The 20,929-nt window shown below is 73.5% G+C and carries 20 protein-coding genes; 14 read left to right on the top strand and 6 right to left on the bottom strand.

The features are described 5' to 3' along the window. Window position 1 precedes the first annotated feature (1 nt). Window positions 2-1,435 (bottom strand): AI-2E family transporter, encoded by a 1,434-nt coding sequence (locus tag O2W14_RS02885; RefSeq protein WP_269174587.1) that lies wholly within the window; start codon window positions 1,433-1,435, stop codon window positions 2-4. 93 nt (window positions 1,436-1,528) lie between these two features. Here O2W14_RS02885 and purB point away from each other — a divergent pair, with 93 nt between their 5' ends. After that, entirely contained in the window at window positions 1,529-2,836 is a 1,308-nt protein-coding gene (gene purB, locus O2W14_RS02890) for an adenylosuccinate lyase (RefSeq protein ID WP_269174588.1), read from the top strand. Beyond that, the gene (locus tag O2W14_RS02895; RefSeq protein WP_269174589.1) at window positions 2,833-3,726 is read left to right on the top strand and encodes a phosphoribosylaminoimidazolesuccinocarboxamide synthase; all 894 of its coding nucleotides are present in this window, start codon (window positions 2,833-2,835) and stop codon (window positions 3,724-3,726) included. Before purB ends, O2W14_RS02895 begins: the two co-directional genes overlap by 4 nt. A 28-nt stretch (window positions 3,727-3,754) precedes the next feature. Here the strand turns inward: O2W14_RS02895 and O2W14_RS02900 are convergent, their stop codons facing one another. After that, window positions 3,755-4,420, bottom strand: coding sequence for a flagellar brake protein (locus O2W14_RS02900; protein ID WP_269174590.1), 666 nt, complete (start codon window positions 4,418-4,420; stop codon window positions 3,755-3,757). Window positions 4,421-4,580: 160 nt separating this feature from the next. Here O2W14_RS02900 and purS point away from each other — a divergent pair, with 160 nt between their 5' ends. Genes purS through O2W14_RS02920 form a run of 4 tightly spaced genes read left to right on the top strand, consistent with a single transcriptional unit; the run spans window position 4,581 to window position 8,226 of the window. Beyond that, entirely contained in the window at window positions 4,581-4,820 is a 240-nt protein-coding gene (purS, locus tag O2W14_RS02905; RefSeq protein ID WP_163609878.1) for a phosphoribosylformylglycinamidine synthase subunit PurS, read from the top strand. 9 nt (window positions 4,821-4,829) lie between these two features. Then, window positions 4,830-5,504 (top strand): phosphoribosylformylglycinamidine synthase subunit PurQ, encoded by a 675-nt coding sequence (gene purQ, locus O2W14_RS02910; RefSeq protein WP_269174591.1) that lies wholly within the window; start codon window positions 4,830-4,832, stop codon window positions 5,502-5,504. Next, window positions 5,501-7,840, top strand: coding sequence for a phosphoribosylformylglycinamidine synthase subunit PurL (purL, locus tag O2W14_RS02915; protein WP_269174592.1), 2,340 nt, complete (start codon window positions 5,501-5,503; stop codon window positions 7,838-7,840). Before purQ ends, purL begins: the two co-directional genes overlap by 4 nt. Then, window positions 7,840-8,226, top strand: a complete 387-nt coding sequence (locus tag O2W14_RS02920; RefSeq protein ID WP_269174593.1) for a sterol carrier family protein — start codon at window positions 7,840-7,842, stop codon at window positions 8,224-8,226. Before purL ends, O2W14_RS02920 begins: the two co-directional genes overlap by 1 nt. Before the next feature lie 71 nt (window positions 8,227-8,297). Here the strand turns inward: O2W14_RS02920 and O2W14_RS02925 are convergent, their stop codons facing one another. Both O2W14_RS02925 and O2W14_RS02930 read right to left on the bottom strand, forming a co-directional pair. Further along, window positions 8,298-8,441: an MFS transporter small subunit gene (locus O2W14_RS02925; protein ID WP_269174594.1), complete on the bottom strand. Its 144-nt coding sequence runs from the start codon at window positions 8,439-8,441 to the stop codon at window positions 8,298-8,300. Beyond that, window positions 8,438-9,853, bottom strand: a complete 1,416-nt coding sequence (locus tag O2W14_RS02930) for an OFA family MFS transporter (RefSeq protein ID WP_269174595.1) — start codon at window positions 9,851-9,853, stop codon at window positions 8,438-8,440. The genes O2W14_RS02925 and O2W14_RS02930 overlap by 4 nt, the downstream gene beginning before the upstream one ends. 231 nt (window positions 9,854-10,084) lie before the next feature. Here O2W14_RS02930 and O2W14_RS02935 point away from each other — a divergent pair, with 231 nt between their 5' ends. From O2W14_RS02935 to purM, 4 genes are all read left to right on the top strand, one after another. Beyond that, on the top strand, window positions 10,085-11,170 hold the full coding sequence (locus O2W14_RS02935) for an S-(hydroxymethyl)mycothiol dehydrogenase (RefSeq protein ID WP_269174596.1): 1,086 nt from the start codon (window positions 10,085-10,087) through the stop codon (window positions 11,168-11,170). Further along, window positions 11,170-11,778, top strand: coding sequence for an MBL fold metallo-hydrolase (locus O2W14_RS02940; RefSeq protein ID WP_269174597.1), 609 nt, complete (start codon window positions 11,170-11,172; stop codon window positions 11,776-11,778). The genes O2W14_RS02935 and O2W14_RS02940 overlap by 1 nt, the downstream gene beginning before the upstream one ends. A 163-nt stretch (window positions 11,779-11,941) precedes the next feature. Next, a complete protein-coding gene (gene purF / locus O2W14_RS02945; RefSeq protein WP_269174598.1) occupies window positions 11,942-13,501 on the top strand; it encodes an amidophosphoribosyltransferase in 1,560 nt (519 codons plus the stop codon). 19 nt (window positions 13,502-13,520) lie between these two features. Continuing rightward, window positions 13,521-14,594, top strand: a complete 1,074-nt coding sequence (gene purM, locus O2W14_RS02950) for a phosphoribosylformylglycinamidine cyclo-ligase (protein ID WP_269174599.1) — start codon at window positions 13,521-13,523, stop codon at window positions 14,592-14,594. Window positions 14,595-14,784: 190 nt separating this feature from the next. Here the strand turns inward: purM and O2W14_RS02955 are convergent, their stop codons facing one another. Continuing rightward, a complete protein-coding gene (locus O2W14_RS02955) occupies window positions 14,785-15,006 on the bottom strand; it encodes a DUF3073 domain-containing protein (protein WP_269174600.1) in 222 nt (73 codons plus the stop codon). 226 nt (window positions 15,007-15,232) lie between these two features. After that, a complete protein-coding gene (locus O2W14_RS02960; RefSeq protein WP_269174822.1) occupies window positions 15,233-16,288 on the bottom strand; it encodes a Glu/Leu/Phe/Val family dehydrogenase in 1,056 nt (351 codons plus the stop codon). A 258-nt stretch (window positions 16,289-16,546) separates the two neighbouring features. On the opposite strand from O2W14_RS02960, the gene O2W14_RS02965 reads away from it, so the two are divergent. From O2W14_RS02965 to O2W14_RS02980, 4 genes are all read left to right on the top strand, one after another. After that, window positions 16,547-17,542: a sugar ABC transporter substrate-binding protein gene (locus tag O2W14_RS02965; RefSeq protein ID WP_269174601.1), complete on the top strand. Its 996-nt coding sequence runs from the start codon at window positions 16,547-16,549 to the stop codon at window positions 17,540-17,542. Window positions 17,543-17,562: 20 nt separating this feature from the next. Continuing rightward, window positions 17,563-18,600, top strand: a complete 1,038-nt coding sequence (locus O2W14_RS02970; RefSeq protein ID WP_269174602.1) for an ABC transporter permease — start codon at window positions 17,563-17,565, stop codon at window positions 18,598-18,600. Beyond that, window positions 18,597-19,403 (top strand): ATP-binding cassette domain-containing protein, encoded by an 807-nt coding sequence (locus tag O2W14_RS02975; protein ID WP_269174603.1) that lies wholly within the window; start codon window positions 18,597-18,599, stop codon window positions 19,401-19,403. Before O2W14_RS02970 ends, O2W14_RS02975 begins: the two co-directional genes overlap by 4 nt. A gap of 123 nt (window positions 19,404-19,526) precedes the next feature. Next, window positions 19,527-20,921 carry a M23 family metallopeptidase gene (locus O2W14_RS02980; protein WP_269174604.1) on the top strand — a complete coding sequence of 465 codons (1,395 nt, stop codon included), beginning with the start codon at window positions 19,527-19,529 and terminating at the stop codon, window positions 20,919-20,921. Window positions 20,922-20,929 lie beyond the last annotated feature (8 nt).

Consider the following 20,929-nt stretch of genomic DNA (forward strand, 5'->3'; position numbering starts at 1 on the left):
CTCAGTCCGCGGCGAGCAGCCGCTTCGCGCGGCGGGTGTCCGGTTGCGGCGGACGGGGGCCCTCGTTGCGGCGGGACAGGTAGGTGCCGGCCACGTTGGCGCAGGCGATGACCGGCACCGCGATCAGCGCGCCGAAGATGCCACCGACCAGCAGGCCGCCGGCGATGCCCAGCACCACGGCCAGCGGGTGCACCGAGACCGCCCGGCCCAGCAGCAGCGGTTGCAGCACGTGGCCCTCCAGCTGCATGACCAGCACGATGACCCCCAGGGCGATCAGCGCCCGGACCGGGCCGACCGCCACCAGCGTCACCAGCACCGACACCGTGCCGGCCAGGAACGACCCGATGATCGGGACGAAGGCGCCGAGGAAGACCAGCGCCGCCAGCGGCACGACCAGCGGCGTCCCCAGGAACAGCAGGGCGACGCCGATGACGACCGCGTCGAAGGCGGCCACCACGACCGTGGCCCGCACGTAGGAGATGAGCGTGCGCCAGGAGCGGCGGGCGGCCTCGTCGAGGTGTGCCTGGGAGTTGGCGGGGGTGAGGCCGACGACCCACAGCCAGATCTGCCGGCCGTCCATGAGGAAGAAGAACAGCGTGAACAGGGTCAGCAGGGCGCCGGTGAGCACCTCGCCGACCGTGGCGGCGGTGGTCAGCGCGCCGGAGGTGAGCAGGTCGCGGTTGTCGACGACGGCCTGGTTGGCGCTCTCGACGGCGTCGGTGATCTGGCCGTCGGTGATCGGCAGGGTGCGGGTGACGAAGTCCTGTACCTGGGTCAGGCCCTCGTCCACCTGGGAGGCCAGGTCGTCGTAGCCGGAGACGAACTCCTCCACGACCAGCGTGACGATGCCGGCGACCACCCCGAGCCCGCCCACCAGCATGGTCAGCGCGGCCAGCGAGGACGGCCAGCCGCGCCGGCGCAGGGAGGCCGCCCCGGGCTGCAGCAGCGCCGCCAGCAGCAGCGCCACGATGACCGGGACGACGACCACGGCCACGTACCCGGCCGCCCGCAGCAGCAGGTACAGCGCGGCCACCACCGCGATCGACCGCCACGACCAGGCCGCGGCGATCCGCAGCCCGTTGGGGACGTCGCGCTCGGCGGCGTGCAGCGCGCCCACGGGGCCCAGCAGGCTGCCGCTGCTGCGGTCCCGCCCGGTGGCGGGAGGAGGGCCGCCCGGGTCCGGCGGCCCGCTGACCCCGCCCGGGACGTCGGCGTCCGGTGCGTCCGGGTGCGGGCTGCCGACCGGGTGCCCGCCGTCGCCGGGGGCCGGCGGGTGCGGGACCGAGCCGGCCTCCTCGACGTGGTCGACGACCGCGCGGCTGCCGTCCTCGAGCACCAGCACGGTGCCCTCGGGCCAGGCGTGCGGGTCGTGCTCGCGGGCCGCCCTGATCCGCTCACGGGCCCGGCGGGCCGCACGGCTGGCCCGGTGCAACATCGACGTCCTCCGAGGTGATGGGGCCCCGCGCGGGACCGTGCGACAGGATGGAGCCGTGGTGCGACGAGCTGAGCAGTCCGAGACGGTGCCCGCATGATCGACAGGTACACCCTGCCCGAGATGGGCCGGGTCTGGAGCGATCAGCACAAGTACGAGCTGTGGTGCCGGGTGGAGACACTCGTCCTCGAGGCGCACGCGGCCGCCGGGCGGGTGCCCGCCGACGTCGTCGAGCCGGTGCGCAACGCCCCGCCGCCCACGCCGGAGCGGGTCGCGGAGATCGAGGAGACGACGCAGCACGACGTCATCGCCTTCCTCACCGCCTGGGCCGACAACACCGAGCCCCGCTCGGCCGCGGCCTACGTGCACCACGGCATGACCTCCTCGGACCTGCTGGACACCGCCCTGGCCGTCCAGCTCACCGACGCCACCGACGTCCTGCTCGCCAAGGCCGACCGGCTGGTCGCCGCGCTGCGCGACCACGGGCTGGCCCACCGGGACACCATCAAGGTCGGCCGCACGCACGGCGTGCACGCCGAGCCCGACGTCTGGGGCCACCGGGTCGCCGACCTGGCCTTCGCCGCCGCCCGCTCCCGCGACCGGCTCCGCCGGGCGCGCGAGGCCGTGGGCGTGGTCGCCATCTCCGGCGCCGTCGGCACGTACTCCCTCATCGACCCCTCGGTCGAGGTCACCGTCGCGCAGGCGCTGGACCTGCGCGCCGCCGACGCCTCCACCCAGGTGGTGCTGCGCGACGGGATCAGCGAGTGGGTCTCGGCGCTGGCGATCATCGCCACCGTCTGCGAGGCCATCGCCCTGGAGGTGCGGCACGGCCAGCGCACCGAGGTGCGTGAGCTCTCGGAGGCCTTCGGCGCGGGCCAGAAGGGCTCCAGCGCCATGCCGCACAAGAAGAACCCGATCCGCTCCGAGCGGATCGCCGGCCTCGCCCGGGTCGTGCGCGCGGCGATCGTGCCGGTCATGGAGGGCATCCCGCTGTGGCACGAGCGGGACATCTCGCACTCCTCGACCGAGCGGGTGTACCTGCCCGACGCGGCGATCACCACCGACTACCTGCTCAACCTGACCGCAGGGCTGGTGGAGAACCTGGTCGTGGACGCCGAGCGGATGCGCGCCAACCTGGAGTCCACCGGCGGGCTGATCTACACCTCCTCGGTGCTGCTGGAGCTGGTCGAGGGCGGGATGGGCCGCGAGCAGTCCTACGCGCTGGTGCAGTCCGCGGCGATGCGCACCTGGCAGGACGGGACGCCGTTCCGCCAGACGCTGCGCGAGCGGGCGGCGGACGAGGGTGTGACCCTCGACGAGGCGCGGCTGGACGAGATCTGCCGGCCCGAGCGGTACGTGCAGAACCTGGGCCCGCTGTTCGACCGGCTCGCGGCGCTGTCGTGACCCTGCCCTTCGAGCTCGTCGCGCAGGGCAAGGTCCGCGAGGTCTACGCGGTCGACGACGACCGGCTGCTGCTGGTCGCGAGCGACCGCATCTCCGCCTACGACGTCGTCCTGCCCACCCCGGTCCCGGACAAGGGGCGGGTGCTGACCGCGCTGTCGGTGTGGTGGTTCGAGCAGCTGGCCCCGGTGCTGGCCGAGCACGGCGCCGAGCACCACCTGCTGGCCACCGGCGACGCACTGCTCGCCGAGGGGGTGCCCGCCGAGCTCGCCGGCCGTTCGATGCTGGTGCGCCGGCTGGAGATGCTGCCGGTCGAGTGCGTGGCCCGCGGCTACCTGTCGGGGTCGGGCACCGTGGAGTACCAGCGCAGCGGCGCCATCGTCGACGTCGAGCTGCCGGCCGGGCTGGTCGAGGGCTCCCGGCTGCCCGAGCCGGTGTTCACCCCCTCGACCAAGGCCGAGGTGGGGGAGCACGACGAGGCGATCGGCTTCGCGCAGGTCGTCGACGCCGTGGGCGCCGAGCGGGCCGAGGCGCTGCGTGCGCTGACGCTGGCCCTCTACCGGCGCGGCGCGGAGATCGCCGAGGAGGCCGGGATCGTGCTGGCCGACACCAAGTTCGAGTTCGGGACCTCGCCGTCGACTGCAGGACCGGCGACCCTGGTGCTCGGCGACGAGGTGCTCACCCCGGACTCCTCGCGCTTCTGGCCGGCGATCACCTGGTCCCCGGGCGCGCCGCAGGCCTCGTTCGACAAGCAGTACGTGCGGGACTGGCTGACCACGTCGGGCTGGGACCGGGTCGCACCGGCCCCCGAGCTCCCCGAGGCCGTGGTCGCCGCCACCCGCGAGCGCTACGTGACCGCCTACGAGAAGCTCACCGGCCGCAGCTGGAGCTGAGGCCCGGGCCCCGGCGGGGGCCCGGGCCTCAGTAGAGGGCGGCGAGGCCGCGGGCGCGGGCGTTGCGCAGCGCGGTGAACACGTGCGAGCGGATGAGGTCCGCGGAGGCCTCGGGCAGGCCGATGAACCGCAGCGACCACTCGTGCAGGGCGTCCTCCCGCGGCTTCCGCCGGACGATCACGACGGGGAGGACGAGCTCGTCGGAGTAGAGGTTCAGCCAGAGCGAGAGCTGCTGGTCCTTCTTCGGGAACGGGACGTTGATGCCGAGCTCGCCGCCGCCCCGGAAGACGCACAGCGCGCCGCCCTCGCTGAGGTCGACGGTGCTGCCCTCGAGGGTCAGGCGACCCAGGCGGATCGACACCGGCAGCCCGATCGGGGCACGGACGGCGTCCCGGCGCTGGAGCTTGCTGGCCGCGCCGGTGAGCCTGATCTTCCAGGTCCCGTCGGCGGCGATGGAGACCGACTCGGCCGGCGCCGAGCGCAGCCCGTCGTCGGCCTGCCAGGACACGTCGAGCATGTCGCGGGAGACGAAGAAGGCGTTCTCGCCGATCGGGGTGCGCGGGATGCTGATGAACAGGTACCCGCCCTCCACCCGCCGGACCCGGCTGGTCAGCGCCTCGTCCGAGCCGAGGGGCAGGACGCTGAGACCCGTGGCGGCAGCCGGGTAGTCGATGTTCGCGGTGCCCGCGCCCATGCCCACCTCCGTCGTGCGCTGGGACCGCCCGGTGGCGGTCTGGTTGCGGACATCATCGACAGCCGCGCCGGGTTCTCCAGTGGAACGGCCGGGCGCGTGCACCCGTCCGGGTGACGCCGCCCGTCCGGGGTGGTCCCGCGGTGCCGGTACCCTGGCGCCCGTGCCAGTCGTGGTCGTCGACGTCGTCCTGAAGCCAGAGATCTCCGATCCGCAGGGGCAGGCCGTGCTCGGCGCCCTGGGCCGGCTCGGTCACTCAGGTGTCCGCAGTGTCCGCCAGGGCAAGCACTTCGTGCTGGAGGTGGACGGCACCCCCGACGCCGCGGAGCTCCGCGAGATCGCCGAGACGCTGCTGGCCAACCCCGTCATCGAAGACGTCGAGCTGCACCTCCCCACGGACTGAGGACTGATCGTGCGCATCGGTGTCATCACCTTCCCGGGCTCCCTGGACGACGTCGACGCCGCACGCGCGGTGCGGCTCGCCGGCGGTGAGCCCGTCTCCCTCTGGCACGGCGACCACGACCTCAAGGACGTCGACGCCGTGGTCCTGCCCGGCGGCTTCTCCTACGGCGACTACCTGCGGGCCGGCGCCATCGCCGCCCGCTCGCCGCTGATGGCCGACGTGGTGGCCGCCGCGGGCACCGGGCTGCCGGTGCTGGGCATCTGCAACGGCTTCCAGGTGCTGTGCGAGGCCGGGCTGCTGCCCGGGGCGCTGACCCGCAACAGCCACCTGCACTTCCGCAACCGTGACCAGGGCCTGCGCGTCGAGCGCGCCGACACCGCCTGGACGTCGTCGTTCACCCAGGGCCAGGAGATCGTCGTCCCGGTGAAGAACGGCGAGGGCCGCTACGTCGCCGCCGACGCCGACCTCGACCGGCTGGAGGGCGAGGGGCGGGTCGTCGTCCGCTACGTCGGGGGCAACCCCAACGGCAGCTCCCGCGACATCGCCGGGGTGACCAGCGCCGACGGCCGGGTGGTCGGGCTGATGCCGCACCCCGAGCACGCGGTCGAGGACCTCACCGGCCCCAGCACCGACGGCCTGGGCTTCTTCACCTCCGTGCTGACCTCCCTGGTCGGTGCCGCGTGAGCGCCGACGTGACGGCCACCCCGCACGCCGCGGACGGCCCGGCCGACGCCGCCGTCCGGTCGATGCCCGACCTGGACACCGTCGAGCGCGCCGCGCAGGCCCCCGACACGGCGCAGCCGTTCGCCGAGCTGGGACTCAAGGACGACGAGTACGCCTCGATCAAGGACATCCTCGGTCGCCGGCCCACCACCGCCGAGCTGGCCATGTACTCGGTCATGTGGAGCGAGCACTGCTCCTACAAGTCCTCCAAGGTGCACCTGCGCCGCTTCGGTGACCTGCCGAAGAGCGACGCGCTGCTGGTCGGCATGGGCGAGAACGCCGGCGTCGTCGACGTCGGCGAGGGCTACGCGGTCACCTTCAAGGTCGAGTCGCACAACCACCCCAGCTACATCGAGCCCTACCAGGGCGCGGCCACCGGGGTCGGCGGCATCGTCCGCGACATCCTCACCATGGGCGCCCGCCCGATCGCGGTCATGGACTCGCTGCGCTTCGGCGCGGCCGACGCCCCCGACACCGCCCGGGTGCTGCCCGGCGTGGTCGCCGGCGTGGGCGGCTACGGCAACTGCCTGGGCCTGCCCAACATCGGCGGCGAGCTGCTCTTCGATGCCACCTACGCCGGCAACCCGCTGGTCAACGCCCTGTGCGTCGGCGTCATGCGGCACGAGGACCTGCAGCTGGCCAAGGCCGAGGGCACCGGCAACAAGGTCGTGCTGTTCGGCGCCCGCACCGGCGGCGACGGCATCGGCGGGGTCTCGGTGCTGGCGAGCGAGACCTTCGACGCGGAGGGCCCGGCCAAGCGCCCGGCCGTGCAGGTCGGCGACCCGTTCACCGAGAAGCTGCTGATCGAGGCGTGCCTGGAGGTCTTCGCCGCGGGCCTGGTCACCGGGATCCAGGACCTCGGTGGCGCCGGCATCTCCTGCGCCACCAGCGAGCTGGCCGCGGCCGGCAGCGGCGGCATGCGCATCGACCTCGACGCCGTCCCGCTGCGGGACTCCACGCTGACCCCCGCCGAGATCCTGATGAGCGAGTCGCAGGAGCGGATGTGCGCGGTCGTCGAGCCGGACAAGGTCGAGGCCTTCCTGGCCGTCTGTGCCAAGTGGGACGTGCTGGCCACCGTCATCGGTGAGGTCACCGACGGCGACCGGCTCACCATCGACTGGCACGGCGAGCGGATCGTCGACGTCCCGCCGCGCACCGTGGCCCTGGAGGGCCCCCGCTACGACCGGCCGATGACCCGCCCCGCCGACCTGGACGCGCTGCAGGCCGACGCCCCGCCGTCGTCCTCGGCCGACCTGCGCGCCGACTGGCTGGCCCTGGTGTCCAGCCCCGACGGCGCGGACAAGTCCTGGGTGACCGAGCAGTACGACCGCTACGTGCGCGGCAACACCGTGCTGGCCCAGCCCGAGGACGCCGGCGTGCTGCGGGTCGACGAGTCCAGCAACCTGGGCATCGCCCTCGCCCTGGACGGCAACGCCCGGTTCTCCCGGCTGGACCCCTACACCGGCGCCCAGTTGAACCTGGCCGAGGCCTACCGCAACGTCGCGGTCTCCGGCGCGGTGCCGCTGGCGGTCACCAACTGCCTGAACTTCGGCTCCCCGGAGAACCCCGAGGTCATGTGGCAGTTCGCCGAGGCCGTCCGCGGTCTGGCCGACGGCTGCCGGGAGCTGGGCCTGCCGGTCACCGGCGGCAACGTGAGCCTCTACAACCAGACCGGCGACGTGGCGATCAACCCGACGCCGGTGATCGGTGTGCTCGGCGTGCACGCCGACGTGCGCCGCCGCGTGCCCACCGGCTGGCGTGCCGCCGGCGAGACCGTGCTGCTGCTGGGGGAGACCCGGGCGGAGTTCGGTGGGTCGGCGTGGGCGTCGGTCGTCCACGGTCACCTGGGCGGGCTGCCGCCCCGGCTGGACCTGGCCGCCGAGCGCACCCTGGCCCAGCTGCTGACCCGGTTCGCCACCGAGGGCCTGGTCAGCTCCGCCCATGACCTGGCCGACGGCGGCCTGGCGCAGGCGGTGACGGAGTCCGCGCTGCGGTACGGCACCGGCGCGACGCTCCGCGTCGAGGGCGACCCCACGGCTGCGCTGTTCGCCGAGTCCGGCGCCCGCGTGGTCGTCACCACCGCCGACCCGGCCGCGGTGCGCGCCGCGGCGGCCGACGCCGGCGTCCCGGTCACCGAGCTCGGGACGACGGGCGGCGACGCCCTGGTGGTCGAGGGCCTGCTGGAGCTGCCGCTGGCGGAGCTGCGCACGGCCTGGACGGGCACCCTGCCGGCCCTGTTCGGCAGCCCCGAGCTCGTCGTCAGCGCCGTCCCGGCGGGCACCGTCCCGACCAGCTGATGGCCGGCGTGCAGCCCATCTCGGCCGAGGAGCTGCGCGCCGTCCTGGCGCCGGTGGCCGGGTGGCTGGCCGGGGAGGCCGAGCAGCCGCCCCGGCCGGTGCTGGGCGCGGCGGTGAAGACCTCGGCCCGCTGGCTGTCCCAGCAGGTGCCCGGGCGCTCGGTGGAGCTGCGCGTGCCGCCGTTCGTGGCCGTGCAGTGCGTGCCCGGGCCCCGGCACACCCGCGGCACCCCGCCGAACGTGATCGAGACCGACGCCGCCACGTGGCTGCGGCTGGCCACCGGTGCGCTCAGCTGGGCGGACTCGGTCGCCGAGGGGCGGGTGGTGGCCAGCGGCAACCGCGCCGACCTGTCGGCCCACCTGCCGCTGCCCCCGCTCCGCCGCTGATCCCCTGCCCACACACGACAGCGCCCCCTCTGCCTGCCGGCAGAGGGGGCGCTGGGCGTGGTGCGGGTGGCTCAGAACAGGTTGCTGGCCGTCTTGACGGTCTGGTACAGCCCGTAGACGAGCGGGACGCCCACGAGGGCCCAGGCGAAGGCGATCAGGCCCACGGGGGTGTGGGTGGTCTCCTGCGTGGCGTGGTTGCCGACCGAGGTGCTCATCGCGTGACCTTCGCTTCCTGGGTGTCGGTGAAGATGGCGTCGGCCTTCGGCTCGTGCCACTTGGCGGCGACCGGCTTGACCAGCAGGTTCGCGACGAACCCGACGGCCAGCAGACCGACCATGATGAACAGCGCCGGGCGGTAGTCGCTGGCGACCAGCTGACCCGGGGTGCCCTGGGTGTCGAGCACCCGGTTGACGATCAACGGCCCGGCGACACCGGCGGCGGCCCAGGCGGTGAGCAGGCGGCCGTGGATGGCGCCGACCTGGTAGGTGCCGAAGAGGTCGCGCAGGTAGGCCGGGATGGTGGCGAACCCACCGCCGTAGAAGGACAGGATCAGCGCGGCGAGGACAACGAACAGCCAGGTCGCGCTGCTGCCGATGGTGGCCAGCAGGACGTAGAGGACCAGGCCGACGCCCAGGTAGACCATGTAGATCGGCTTGCGGCCGATGTAGTCCGACGTCGAGGACCACACGAAGCGGCCACCCATGTTGAACAGCGACAGGACGCCGACGAAGCCGGCGGCCGCGGTGGCGGCGACCGTGGAGGTGCCGTTCTCGCGGAAGAAGTCCTGGATCATCGGGCTGGCCTGCTCGAGGATGCCGATGCCGGCGGTCACGTTGCAGAACAGCACGATCCACAGCAGCCAGAACTGCGGGGTCTTGATGGCGTTGGCGGCCGAGACGCTGTTGGTGGTGACCATGGACTTGGCCTTGACCGTCGAGGGGTCGAACCCGGCGGGCTTCCAGCCCTCGGCCGGCACCCGCACGATGAAGGCACCGAACATCATGAAGGCCAGGTAGACGACACCGAAGGTCAGGAAGAGCTTGGCGACCGCGTCACCGCTGGCCAGGTTGGCGCCGGGGCCGCTGGCCACGTAGGCGTCGTCGTACCAGCCCATGAGCTGACGGGACAGCGGGGTCGCGATGAGCGCGCCACCACCGAAGCCCATGATCGCCATGCCGGTGGCCAGGCCCGGACGGTCCGGGAACCACTTGATCAGCGTGGAGACCGGGGAGATGTAGCCGATGCCCAGGCCGATGCCGCCGATGACGCCGTAGCCCAGGTAGAGCAGCCACAGCTGGTCGGTGGCGATGCCGGCGGAGCCGACGAAGAAGCCGAGGGACCAGAAGCAGGCCGAGGTGAACATGGCGGCCCGGGGACCGTTGCGGTCGACCCACGTGCCGAAGAGGGCGGCCGACAGACCGAGCATCACGATGGCGATCGAGAAGACGATGCCGATCGCGGTCAGGCTGGACTCGAAGTCGGCGACCAGGGCGGTCTTGTAGACGCTGGTCGCGTAGGCCTGCCCGATGCACAGGTGGACGGCGAGCGCCGCCGGCGGGATGAGCCACCGGTTGAAGCCCGGGCGCGCGATGATGCGCTCCCGGGCCAGGAAGCTGGGTACTGCCACTGGGACCTCCGAGGTGACGTGACGGCGCGGCCGGTCGGCTGAGCCAGCCGCGCGAGTCACTTCCTGTGAGCTCCGTCGCGACCGAGGGGACGGTACGACGGCGTGGGCACCTCGGCGCGGCAACCGCACTCATCAGGATGAGCCCGAGACCAATTCGTTGCACAGGGGACCTTGCGGCGGCGAGACGGTAGCAGTCAGCGCAGGTGGGGCCGCGTACATAGGCTGGGACGCATGCCGTACGAGGTCAAGGGCGTCGTCGCCCTCAGCAAGGGCGCTCCCGTCACCATCGAGACCGTCATCGTCCCCGACCCGGGCCCGGGTGAGGCCGTGGTCGACGTACAGGCCTGCGGGGTCTGCCACACCGACCTGCACTACCGCGAGGGCGGGATCAACGACGAGTTCCCCTTCCTCCTCGGGCACGAGGCCGCGGGCATCGTCGCAGCGATCGGCGAGGGCGTCACCGACGTGGCCGTGGGCGACTTCGTCGTCCTCAACTGGCGGGCGGTGTGCGGTGAGTGCCGCGCCTGCCGCAAGGGCCAGCCGCAGTACTGCTTCAACACCCACAACGCCGCGCAGAAGATGACGCTGGCCGACGGCACCGAGCTCAGCCCGGCGCTGGGCATCGGGGCCTTCGCCGAGAAGACGCTGGTGCACTCCGGGCAGTGCACGAAGGTCGACCCCCAGGCGCCGGCGACGGCGGCCGGGCTGCTCGGCTGCGGCGTCATGGCCGGCGTGGGTGCCGCGATCAACACCGGCGCCGTGCAGCGCGGGGAGAGCGTGGCCGTCTTCGGCTGCGGCGGGGTCGGCGACGCCGCGATCGCCGGTGCCGCGCTGGCCGGCGCGACCACGATCATCGCCGTCGACCTCGACGACCGGAAGCTGCAGTGGGCCAAGGACCTCGGTGCCACGCACACGGTCAACTCGAAGGAGACCGACCCGGTCGAGGCGATCAAGGCGCTCACCGGCGGGTTCGGCGCCGACGTCACCATCGACGCCGTCGGCCACCCGGCGGTGTACGAGCAGGCCTTCTACTCCCGCGACCTGGCCGGCCGCGTCGTCCTGGTCGGTGTGCCGCGGCCGGACATGGAGATCACCCTGCCGCTGCTGGAGGTCTTCGGCCGCGGTGGGTCGCTGAAGTCCTCCTGGTACGGCGACTGCCTGCCCAGCCGCGACTTCCCGATGCTGGTCGACCTCTACCTGCAGGGCCGCTTCCCGCTGGAGGCCTTCGTCTCCGAGACGATCGCCCTGGACGAGGTGGAGGCCGCGTTCGACAAGATGCACAAGGGTGAGGTCCTGCGCTCGGTCGTGGTGTTCTGATGACCGCCCGCATCGAGAAGGCCGTGGTCAGCGGGGTGTTCAGCCTCGACGGGCAGGACTTCGACGTCGACAACAACGTCTGGCTGGTCGGTGACGACGACGAGGTGGTCGTGATCGACGCCCCGCACCGGGTCGAGCCGATCGTCGAGGCGATCGGTGGCCGGCGGGTGAAGGCGGTCCTGCTGACCCACGGGCACAACGACCACATCACCGCCGCGGTCGACCTGCGCGAGGCCGTCGACGCCCCGGTCTGGCTGCACCCGGCCGACACGATGCTCTGGCGGATGGTCCACCCGGTGGCGCTGCCCGACGGCGAGCTGGCCGACCTGATGCGGTTCACCGTGGCCGGCACGACGCTGACCGCGCTGCACACCCCGGGCCACTCGCCGGGCAGCACCAGCCTGCACGCCGCCGACCTGGGCGCGGTCTTCACCGGCGACACGCTCTTCTGCGGCGGCCCGGGTGCCACCGGCCGTTCCTTCAGCGACCACCCGACGATCCTGGGCTCGATCCGGGCCCGGCTGCTGACCCTGCACGGCGACACCGTCGTCCACACCGGGCACGGCGACGACACCACGATCACCGCCGAGACGGCGAACATCGCTTGACCCTCCCTCCGGCCGGCTGGGGGCGGGAGTGGCCACTCTCGCCCCCGGTCGGCCGGCGGGAGGTGCGGAACCGCAGGTCGGGCGGGGGTTCCGAGACGTGACCGTCCTGTCCGGGTGACGACTCACACCCGGGGGAGGTCGGCTGAGCCGGTACGCTCACCGGGTGCCCCGCGGTGATGGACGGCTGACGCACGACCTCGACCCCCAGGACCCCGGCCCCCAGGACGCCTGTGGTGTCTTCGGCGTCTGGGCACCCGGCGAGGAGGTCTCGAAGCTCACGTACTTCGGCCTCTACGCCCTCCAGCACCGCGGTCAGGAGGCGGCCGGCATCGCGGTGTCCGACGGCTCCTCCGTCGTGGTCTACAAGGACCTCGGCCTGGTCAGCCAGGTGTTCGACGAGCCGACCCTGGGCAGCCTGCGCGGCCACATCGCCGTCGGGCACACCCGCTACTCCACGACCGGTGCCTCCACGTGGGAGAACGCCCAGCCCACGTTCCGCACCACGGGTGCCGGGACAGGGCTGGCGCTCTGTCACAACGGCAACCTGGTCAACACCGCCGAGCTGGCCAGTGCAGCCGCCGACGAGGGCGTGAGCGGGGCGTTCGCCGCGACCACCGACTCCGACCTGATCACCTCGCTGATCGCGGCCAAGCCCGACATGTCGGTCGAGGCGGCCGCGATGGAGGTGCTGCCCCGGCTCCGCGGCGCGTTCAGCCTGACGTTCATGGACGAGCACACGCTCTACGCCGCGCGCGACCCGCAGGGCGTGCGCCCGCTGGTGCTGGGCCGGCTCGAGCGCGGCTGGGTCGTGGCCAGCGAGACCGCGGCGCTGGACATCACCGGCGCCTCCTACGTCCGCGAGGTCGAGCCCGGCGAGCTCATCGCAATCGACGAGGACGGGCTGCGCAGCCAGCACTTCGCGCACAGCCAGCCCAAGGGCTGCGTCTTCGAGTACGTCTACCTCGCCCGCCCCGACACCACCATCTCCGGCCGCGGCGTGCACGCCGCCCGCGTCGAGATCGGCCGTCGGCTGGCCAAGGAGCACCCGGCCGAGGCCGACCTGGTGATCCCGGTGCCGGAGTCGGGCACCCCGGCTGCTGTCGGGTACGCCGAGGCCTCGGGCATCCCCTACGGGCTGGGCCTGGTCAAGAACTCCTACGTGGGGCGCACGTTCATCCAGCCCAGCCAGACCATCCGGCAGTTGGGCATCCGGCTCAAGCTCAACCCACTGCGCGACGTCATCCGCGGCAAGCGGCTGGTCGTCGTCGACGACTCCATCGTGCGCGGCAACACCCAGCGCGCCCTGGTGCGCATGCTGCGTGAGGCCGGCGCCGTCGAGGTGCACGTGCGCATCTCCTCCCCGCCGGTGAAGTGGCCGTGCTTCTACGGCATCGACTTCGCCAGCCGGGCCGAGCTGGTCGCCAACGGCCTGGACGTCGACGGCGTCCGCGCCTCGATCAACGCCGACTCGCTGGCCTACGTCTCCGAGCAGGGCCTGATCGCCGCCACCGAGCAGCCGGCCAACCGACTGTGCACCGCGTGCTTCACCGGCGAGTACCCGATCCCGCTGGCCGAGCCCACGGTGCTGGGCAAGCACGTCCTGGAGGGCATCGGCCGCCGGGCGCTCACCGAGGAGGCGGCCGCCGTCACCGGCTGGACCGGGCGCCAGGCCGGCAGCCCGACCGTCCCCGGCGGCGCCGACGACGCCCTCACCCGTCCCTGACCCGCAGGAGCCCTCGAACGTGAGCACGCAGCAGGACCGGTCCGGCGAGTTCACCTACGCGGCCTCCGGGGTCGACATCGACGCCGGCGAGCGCGCGGTGACCCTGATGCGGTCGGCGGTGGAGCGCACCAACCGGCCCGAGGTCGTCGGCGGGCTGGGCGGCTTCGCCGGGCTGTTCCGGCTGGACGTCGCCCGGTACCGCAGCCCGCTGCTGGCCTCCTCGACCGACGGCGTGGGCACGAAGATCGCGCTGGCCCGGGCGCTGGACCGGCACGACACCGTGGGCATCGACCTGGTCGCGATGGTCGTCGACGACCTGGTGGCCTGCGGCGCCGAGCCGCTGTTCCTGCAGGACTACGTGGCCTGCGGGCGGGTGGTGCCCGAGCGGATCGCCGCGATCGTCACCGGCATCGCCACCGGCTGCACCCTGGCCGGGGCGGCCCTGGTGGGCGGGGAGACCGCCGAGCACGGCGACCTGATGGGCGCCGACGACTACGACCTGGCCGCCACCGCCGTGGGCGTGGTGGAGGAGGACTCCGTGCTGGGGCCCGAGCGGGTCCGGGACGGCGACGTCGTGATCGCGATGGCCTCCTCCGGGTTCCACTCCAACGGCTACTCGCTGGTGCGCCGGGTGGTCGACCGCGCGGGCCTGAACCTCACCGGGACGCCGGCCGGGCTGGACCGCCCGCTGGGCGACGTGCTGCTCGAGCCCACCCGCATCTACGCCCTGGACTGCCTGGCCCTGGTCGCCGAACTCGGCGTGTCGGGCGTGCACGCCTTCGCCCACATCACCGGCGGCGGGCTGGCCGGCAACACCGTGCGCGTGGTCCCCGACGGGTTGGAGGCGGTGCTGGACCGCAGCACCTGGGCGCTGCCGGCCGCCGTCTCGCTGATGGAGTCCCACGGCGTGCCCCGCGCGGAGTCCGAGCGGGCCTTCAACTGCGGGGTGGGCATGGTCGCCGCGGTCGCACCCGACCAGGCCGACGCGGCCCTGGCCCTGCTCGCCGGCCGTGGGGTGCCCGCCTGGGTCGCCGGCACGCTGTCGGCGTCCGACGGTGCCGCCTCGGCCCGGCTGGTCGGCTCCTACATCTGAGGCAGGCCGCGTGCCGGGCCCGGCACGGCGGCCTCAGCGGCTGAACGCGCGGCACGTCGAGGAGCCCTGGCACCACTGGTGCCGGGGCTCCTCGACGTACCCGGCCGGGGCCGGGCGGTGAGCACGCGAGAACACCGCTGCACCCGGGAGGGGCAGCGGTGTCGCGGTGGAACGTGTGTCGACCTCGAGGTCAACGACCGGTGGCAGCCCAGTCGTCGTCCTCGTCGTCCCCCAGCCAGGTCTCGGCCTGGGGCTCGTCCTCGTCGTCGTCGTCCTTCGGCGCACGGGTCGGGAACGACGACGGCTGCCCAGCGAGTTCACGCTGGAGTGCCGTCAGATCGGTGTTGGGTGAGCTGTACTTGAGCTCACGGGCCACGCGTGTCTGCTTGGCCTTCGCTCGGCCGCGCCCCATGGCTCGACCCCCTCGTGACGGAGTGCGGGTCGTCGTCCAGCACTGGGCTGGACGGCCCGTGTGGCGACCCCGACTGAGTGACTGTGTCCTGGAGGCAGCTTACGACACGGATCGGTCACGGGCACGCGTCCCTCCCCCGAGCCCCCTCTCCAGGGGGTGTTCCGTGACCGTCGTCTCACGATCGGAGGGCGTCTCGCCCCCTCGCCGGTGGGGGCGAGGGGGTCCGTCAGCGGGGGAGACGGATGGTCGCGAGCCGGCCCACCGAGCGCATCCGCTCCTCGGCGAGCCGGTCGGCGGCCACGGCGGGGGAGACGCCCTCGGCGTCGGCGGTGGCGAACACCTGCCGGGCGATGTCGAAGACCGTCGCCGTCCGGGCCTCGGCGCGGGCGAAGGAGAACCCGTGCCGCTCGTCCTCGACCTGGATCACCCCGCCGGCGTTCACCAGGTAGTCCGGCGCGTACAGGACCCCGCGGGCCCGCAGCAGCTCCGCCGTCCCTGCGTGCGGCAGCTGGTTGTTCGCCCCGCCGCACACGATCTGCGCGGGCAGGACCGCGACGGTCTCGTCGTCCAGGGCGCCGCCGAGTGCGCAGGGCGCGTAGACGTCGTGCGGGGTGCGGACCAGGGTCGCGGTGTCGGCCACGGCGGTCACGGCGGGATGGCGGGCCAGCACGCGGTCCACGGCGGCCCGGTCGACGTCGGTGACCACGGCGGAGGCGCCGTCGGCCACGACCAGGTCGACCAGGTGCGAGCCGACCTTGCCCACGCCGGCGACCGCGACGGTGCGGCCGGCCAGCGAGGGGGAGCCCCAGCGGTGCTGTGCCGCGGCCCGCATGCCCTGGAAGACACCGGCGGCGGTGAGCACCGAGGAGTCGCCGCACCCGCCGAGGGCCTCCGACCGGCCGTGCGCGAACCGGGTCTCCCGGGCCACGACGTCCAGGTCGGCGTTGTAGGTGCCCACGTCGCAGGCGGTGAGGTAGCGCCCGCCCAGGCTCTCCACGAACCGGCCGTAGGCGCGCAGCAGCGCCTCGGTCTTGTCGGTGCGCGGGTCGCCGATGATGACGCCCTTGCCCCCGCCCAGGTCCAGCCCGGCGAGGCTGTTCTTGTAGGCCATCGCCTTGGACAGGGCCAGCGCGTCGGTCACCGCCGCCTCCTCGGAGGCGTAGGGGAAGAAGCGGGTCCCGCCCAGCGCCGGCCCGAGCGCGGTGGAGTAGATCGCGATCACCGCGCGCAGCCCCGACCCCGGGTCGGAGCAGAAGACGACCTGTTCGTGCCCTGAGCCCATCACGTCCACCCGGCCAGCGTAGGTGGCGCCCACGAGGCCCCCTGCGCGCCCGCGGGAGGGCGTCCTGGGACGACGCGCAGGTCGGGTCAGGGAGTCCGTGCCGCGATCGCAGGGCGCGCCGGGCATGATCGGGGGCTGACGACAGGCGCCGGCGCACGCCGGTGCCGCACACTTCCCCCGTCGTGACCCTGGTCGGGGTCGCCGGGGAGGGGACCAGCGGGGCAGCGCTGCGCCGCCACACAGGAGGACAGGCACATCATGGCTCGACGCAAGCGGCTGCTGGCACTCACCCTCGCGGCACCCCTGGTGCTCCTGGGCTGCTCCACCGAGAACTCCGGCGGTGAGGGCGAGACCACCGCAGCCGCCCCGAGCGCGGGCGGTGGCGCCGCGGACGGCGACCTGCAGTTCGCCGTCGTCACCCACGGCTCGGCCGGTGACGCCTTCTGGGACGTCGTGCAGAAGGGCGCGTTGGCGGCCGGCGAGGACCTCGGCGTGGGCGTGGACTACCAGAGCGACGGCGACCCGCAGCGGCAGTCCCAGCTCATCGAGGCCGCGGTCAACCAGGACGTCGACGGCATCGTGGTCTCGATGGCCAACCCCGACGCGCTGCAGGACTCGCTGGCCGCGGCGCGCACGGCCGGCATCCCCGTGGTCACCATCAACTCCGGCGCCGACCGGTCCGTCGAGTTCGGCGCGATCGGCCACGTCGGCCAGGACGAGACGATCGCCGGTCAGGGTGCCGGGCAGCGGCTGGCCGCCGAGGGGCGCAGGAACGTCCTCTGCGTCGTCCACGAGGCGGGCAACATCGGCCTCGAGCAGCGCTGCGACGGCGCCTCGCAGGGCCTGGGCACCGACGTCCGGCTGCTGCAGGTCGACATCAACGACCTGCAGGGCGCGCAGTCCACGATCACCTCGCAGCTGCAGGCCGACGCCTCGATCGACGCCGTCCTCACGCTGAACTCCGCCGTCGCCCCGATCGCCGCCTCGGCCGCCTCCGACGCCGGGTCCACCGCCGAGATCGCCACCTTCGACCTCAACGGCGACGTCATCGCCGCCATCCAGGCCGGCACGGTCTCCTTCGCCGTCGACCAGCAGCAGTACGAGCAGGGCTACCTGCCGGTCGTGATGCTCAAGCTCTACGCGCAGAACCTCAACACCGTCGGCGGCGGCCGGGCGGTGCTCACCGGCCCCGGGATCGTCGACGCCGAGAACGTCGACGCGATCGCCGACCTGGCCTCGGCGGGCACCCGCTGAGCGCCACCCGCGAGGCGCCGGTGGGCCGGCCGGCGCGCGCCGACGAGCGGGTCGCCGCCGTCGGCCTGTGGCGCCGGCTGCTGGTCAAGCCCGAGCTCGGGTCGCTGATCGGTGCGGTCGTCATCCTGGTGTTCTTCTCCGCGCAGAGCCAGGTCTTCCGGTCGCTGAGCGGGATCGCGAACTGGCTCGACGTCGCCTCGACGCTGGGCATCATGGCGGTCGCGGTCGCCCTGCTGATGATCGGCGGGCACTTCGACCTGTCGGCCGGCGTGCTGACCGGCACGACCGCGCTGACCGTCGGGATCGTCGCCGTCCGGTTCGGGCAGGCCATCTGGGTGGCCATCGCCGTGGCCGGGGTGCTGGCGCTGGCCATCGGCGCCCTCAACGGCTGGCTGGTGACCCGCACGGGGCTGCCCAGCTTCATCATCACGCTGGCGACCTTCCTGATGCTCCAGGGCCTGAACCTCGGGCTGACCAAGCTGTTCACCGGCACGGTCCAGGTGCGCGGCATCGCCGAGGCGCCGGGCTACCACTCGGCCGAGCTGGTGCTGGCCTCCACGTTCAGCCTGTTCGGCCAGCAGTTCCGCATCGCGATCGTGTGGTGGCTGCTGGCCACCGCGGTGGCGACCTGGGTGCTGCTGCGCACCCGGTTCGGCAACTGGGTCTTCGCCACCGGCGGTGACGAGGTCGCCAGCCGCAACGTGGGCGTGCCGGCCGCGCGCACGACGATCGCGCTGTTCATGACCACGGCCGGCGCGGCCTGGCTGGTCGGGTCCATCACCGCCGTCCGGCTCACCTCGGTGCAGGCCAACACCGGCACCGGCCAGGAGCTGATCTACATCGTCGCGGCGGTCATCGGCGGCTGCCTGCTCACCGGTGGCTTCGGCTCGGCGATCGGGGCCGCGCTCGGGGCGCTGGTGTTCGGCATGACCCAGCAGGGGATCGTCTACCTGCGCTGGGACGCCGACTGGTTCTACTTCTTCCTCGGCGCGATGCTGCTGCTGGCCGTGCTGAGCAACCGGGCCGTCCGCCGCTACGCCGAGGCGGCCCGTCGATGAGCACCGCCTCGGGCGCCGCGGGCGCTCCCCTGCTGGAGCTGCGCGAGATCGGCAAGGACTTCGGCTCGGTCATCGCCCTGGACGGCATCTCCACCACCGTGCGGGCCGGGCAGGTCACCTGCGTGCTGGGCGACAACGGCGCGGGCAAGTCCACGCTGATCAAGGTGCTGTCCGGGGTGCACCGGCCGACGCGGGGCGAGCTGCTGCTCGACGGCGCCCCGGTGCGCTTCGGTGCCCCCCGGGAGGCGCTGGACGCCGGGATCGCGACGGTCTACCAGGACCTGGCGATGATCCCGCTGATGGCGATCTGGCGGAACTTCTTCCTCGGGTCGGAGCCGACCACCGGCTGGGGCCCGTTCCGCCGGTTCGACAGCGCGACGGCCAAGGACGTCACCCGGCGCGAGCTGGCCGCGATGGGCATCGACGTCCGGGACGTCGACCAGCCCGTGGGCACGCTGTCCGGGGGTGAGCGCCAGTCGGTGGCGATCGCCCGGGCCGTGCACTTCGGTGCCCGGGTGCTCATCCTCGACGAGCCGACCTCGGCGCTGGGGGTCAAGCAGGCCGGGGTGGTGCTGCGCTACATCGCCCGGGCGCGCGACCAGGGGCTGGGCGTCGTGTTCATCACCCACAACCCACACCACGCGCACCCGGTGGGCGACCGCTTCCTGCTGCTCAACCGCGGGCGCAGCCTGGGTGACTTCGCGAAGGGCGAGGTCAGCCGCGAGGAGCTGACCACGATGATGGCCGGCGGCGACGAGCTGACCCGGCTGGCCGAGGAGCTGGGGCGCGAACCGCGATCTTGACTGCGGTGGGTCATGTGACAACTGCGCCGCGTGTTGCCTTGGGGACGGGTGGGGTCGGTGCGACCCTCGGAGGAGTCCACCTGCGGGAGCTCGTCCGCAGGCACCTCTTCCCCAGGAGCCACCATGCCGCAGCTCGTGCTGCGTCCGTCCCCGGCACCCCGGTGCCCGGCCCCCGGCCGGCTGTCGCGTGCGTCCCGGTGGCTGGCCCGGACGGTCTCCGGCGGGCTGGTCGCCGCCGCCACCGTGACCGCCGTGCTGGGCGCCGGCGGGGGCACCGCGTGGGCTGACCCGGTCAACCCCTCCGACGAGCAGCTGGAGGGCGCGGCGGCGACCCAGGCCGCCGCCACCGCGGAGGTCGCCCGGATCACCGGGCTGGTGGCCGACGCCGAGGCGCGGCTGGAGCAGGTGCAGTTCCAGGCCGAGGCCGCCGGCACCGCCTACCTCGCGGCGGAGGAGGCCCGGCAGCTGGCCGAGGCCGCCGCCCAGCAGGCCGCCCGCGACCTGCAGGCCGCCGCCGAGGCCGTGACCGCCTCGCAGGCCCGGATCGCCGACTTCTCCCGCGACACCTACAAGAACGGCTCCGAGCTCACCAGCGAGATGGCCCTGCTCGACGCCGACGGCCCGGCCGAGCTGATCGAGAAGGCCGCGATCCTGGACTACGTCGGCGACCACCAGGTCGACGTCCTGGGGATGCTCGAGGACTCCCGCGTGCAGCAGGCCGCCGCGGACGCCGCCGCCCGGGACGCCCGGGACGACAAGGCCGCCGCCGAGGCCGCCGCCGAGGCCGCCAAGGTGGCCGCCGACGAGCAGCTGGCCGCCCAGCAGGCCGCGCTGACCCAGGCCGCCGAGCAGAAGGCGCAGCTGGACCAGCAGCTGCAGGACGCCGAGGTGCGGCTGCTGGAGCTGCAGGGCGCCCGCAACGCCTTCCAGGCCTGGCAGGCGCAGAAGGCCGCGGAGGAGAAGGCCCGGCAGGAGGAGGAGGCGCGGATCCGCGCGCAGGCCGAGGAGGACGACCGGCGGGCCCGGGCGGCTGCGGCGGCGGAGGCCTCGACCGAGGAGGACGCCGCGGACACCGGCGACACCGGCAGCGGGGCCGCGCCGGACGACGGCGGCTCGGGCTACGTCCGCCCGGCGGTCGGCCGCACCAGCAGCTGCTACGGCGCCCGCTGGGGCGTCACGCACTACGGGGTCGACATCGCCGCGCCGATCGGGACGCCCATCTACGCCGCCGCGACCGGCGTCGTCGAGCGGGCCGGGCCGGCCACCGGGTTCGGGCTGGCGGTGTACATCCGCGGCGACGACGGCGCGATCACCGTCTACGGGCACGTGAACCGGCACTTCGTGGCCGACGGCGAGAGGGTGCGCGCCGGTGAGCGCATCGCCGAGGTGGGCAACCGCGGCCAGTCCACCGGCCCGCACCTGCACTTCGAGGTGCACCCCAACGGCATGATGTACGGCGGTCAGGTCGACCCGGTGCCGTGGCTGCGGGCGCGGGGGATCACCATCCGCGGCTGCTGAGGCGACCC

Origin of the sequence: Modestobacter sp. VKM Ac-2986 (assembly GCF_026967795.1) — a bacterium.
Taxonomy (GTDB): Bacteria; Actinomycetota; Actinomycetes; order Mycobacteriales; family Geodermatophilaceae; genus Modestobacter.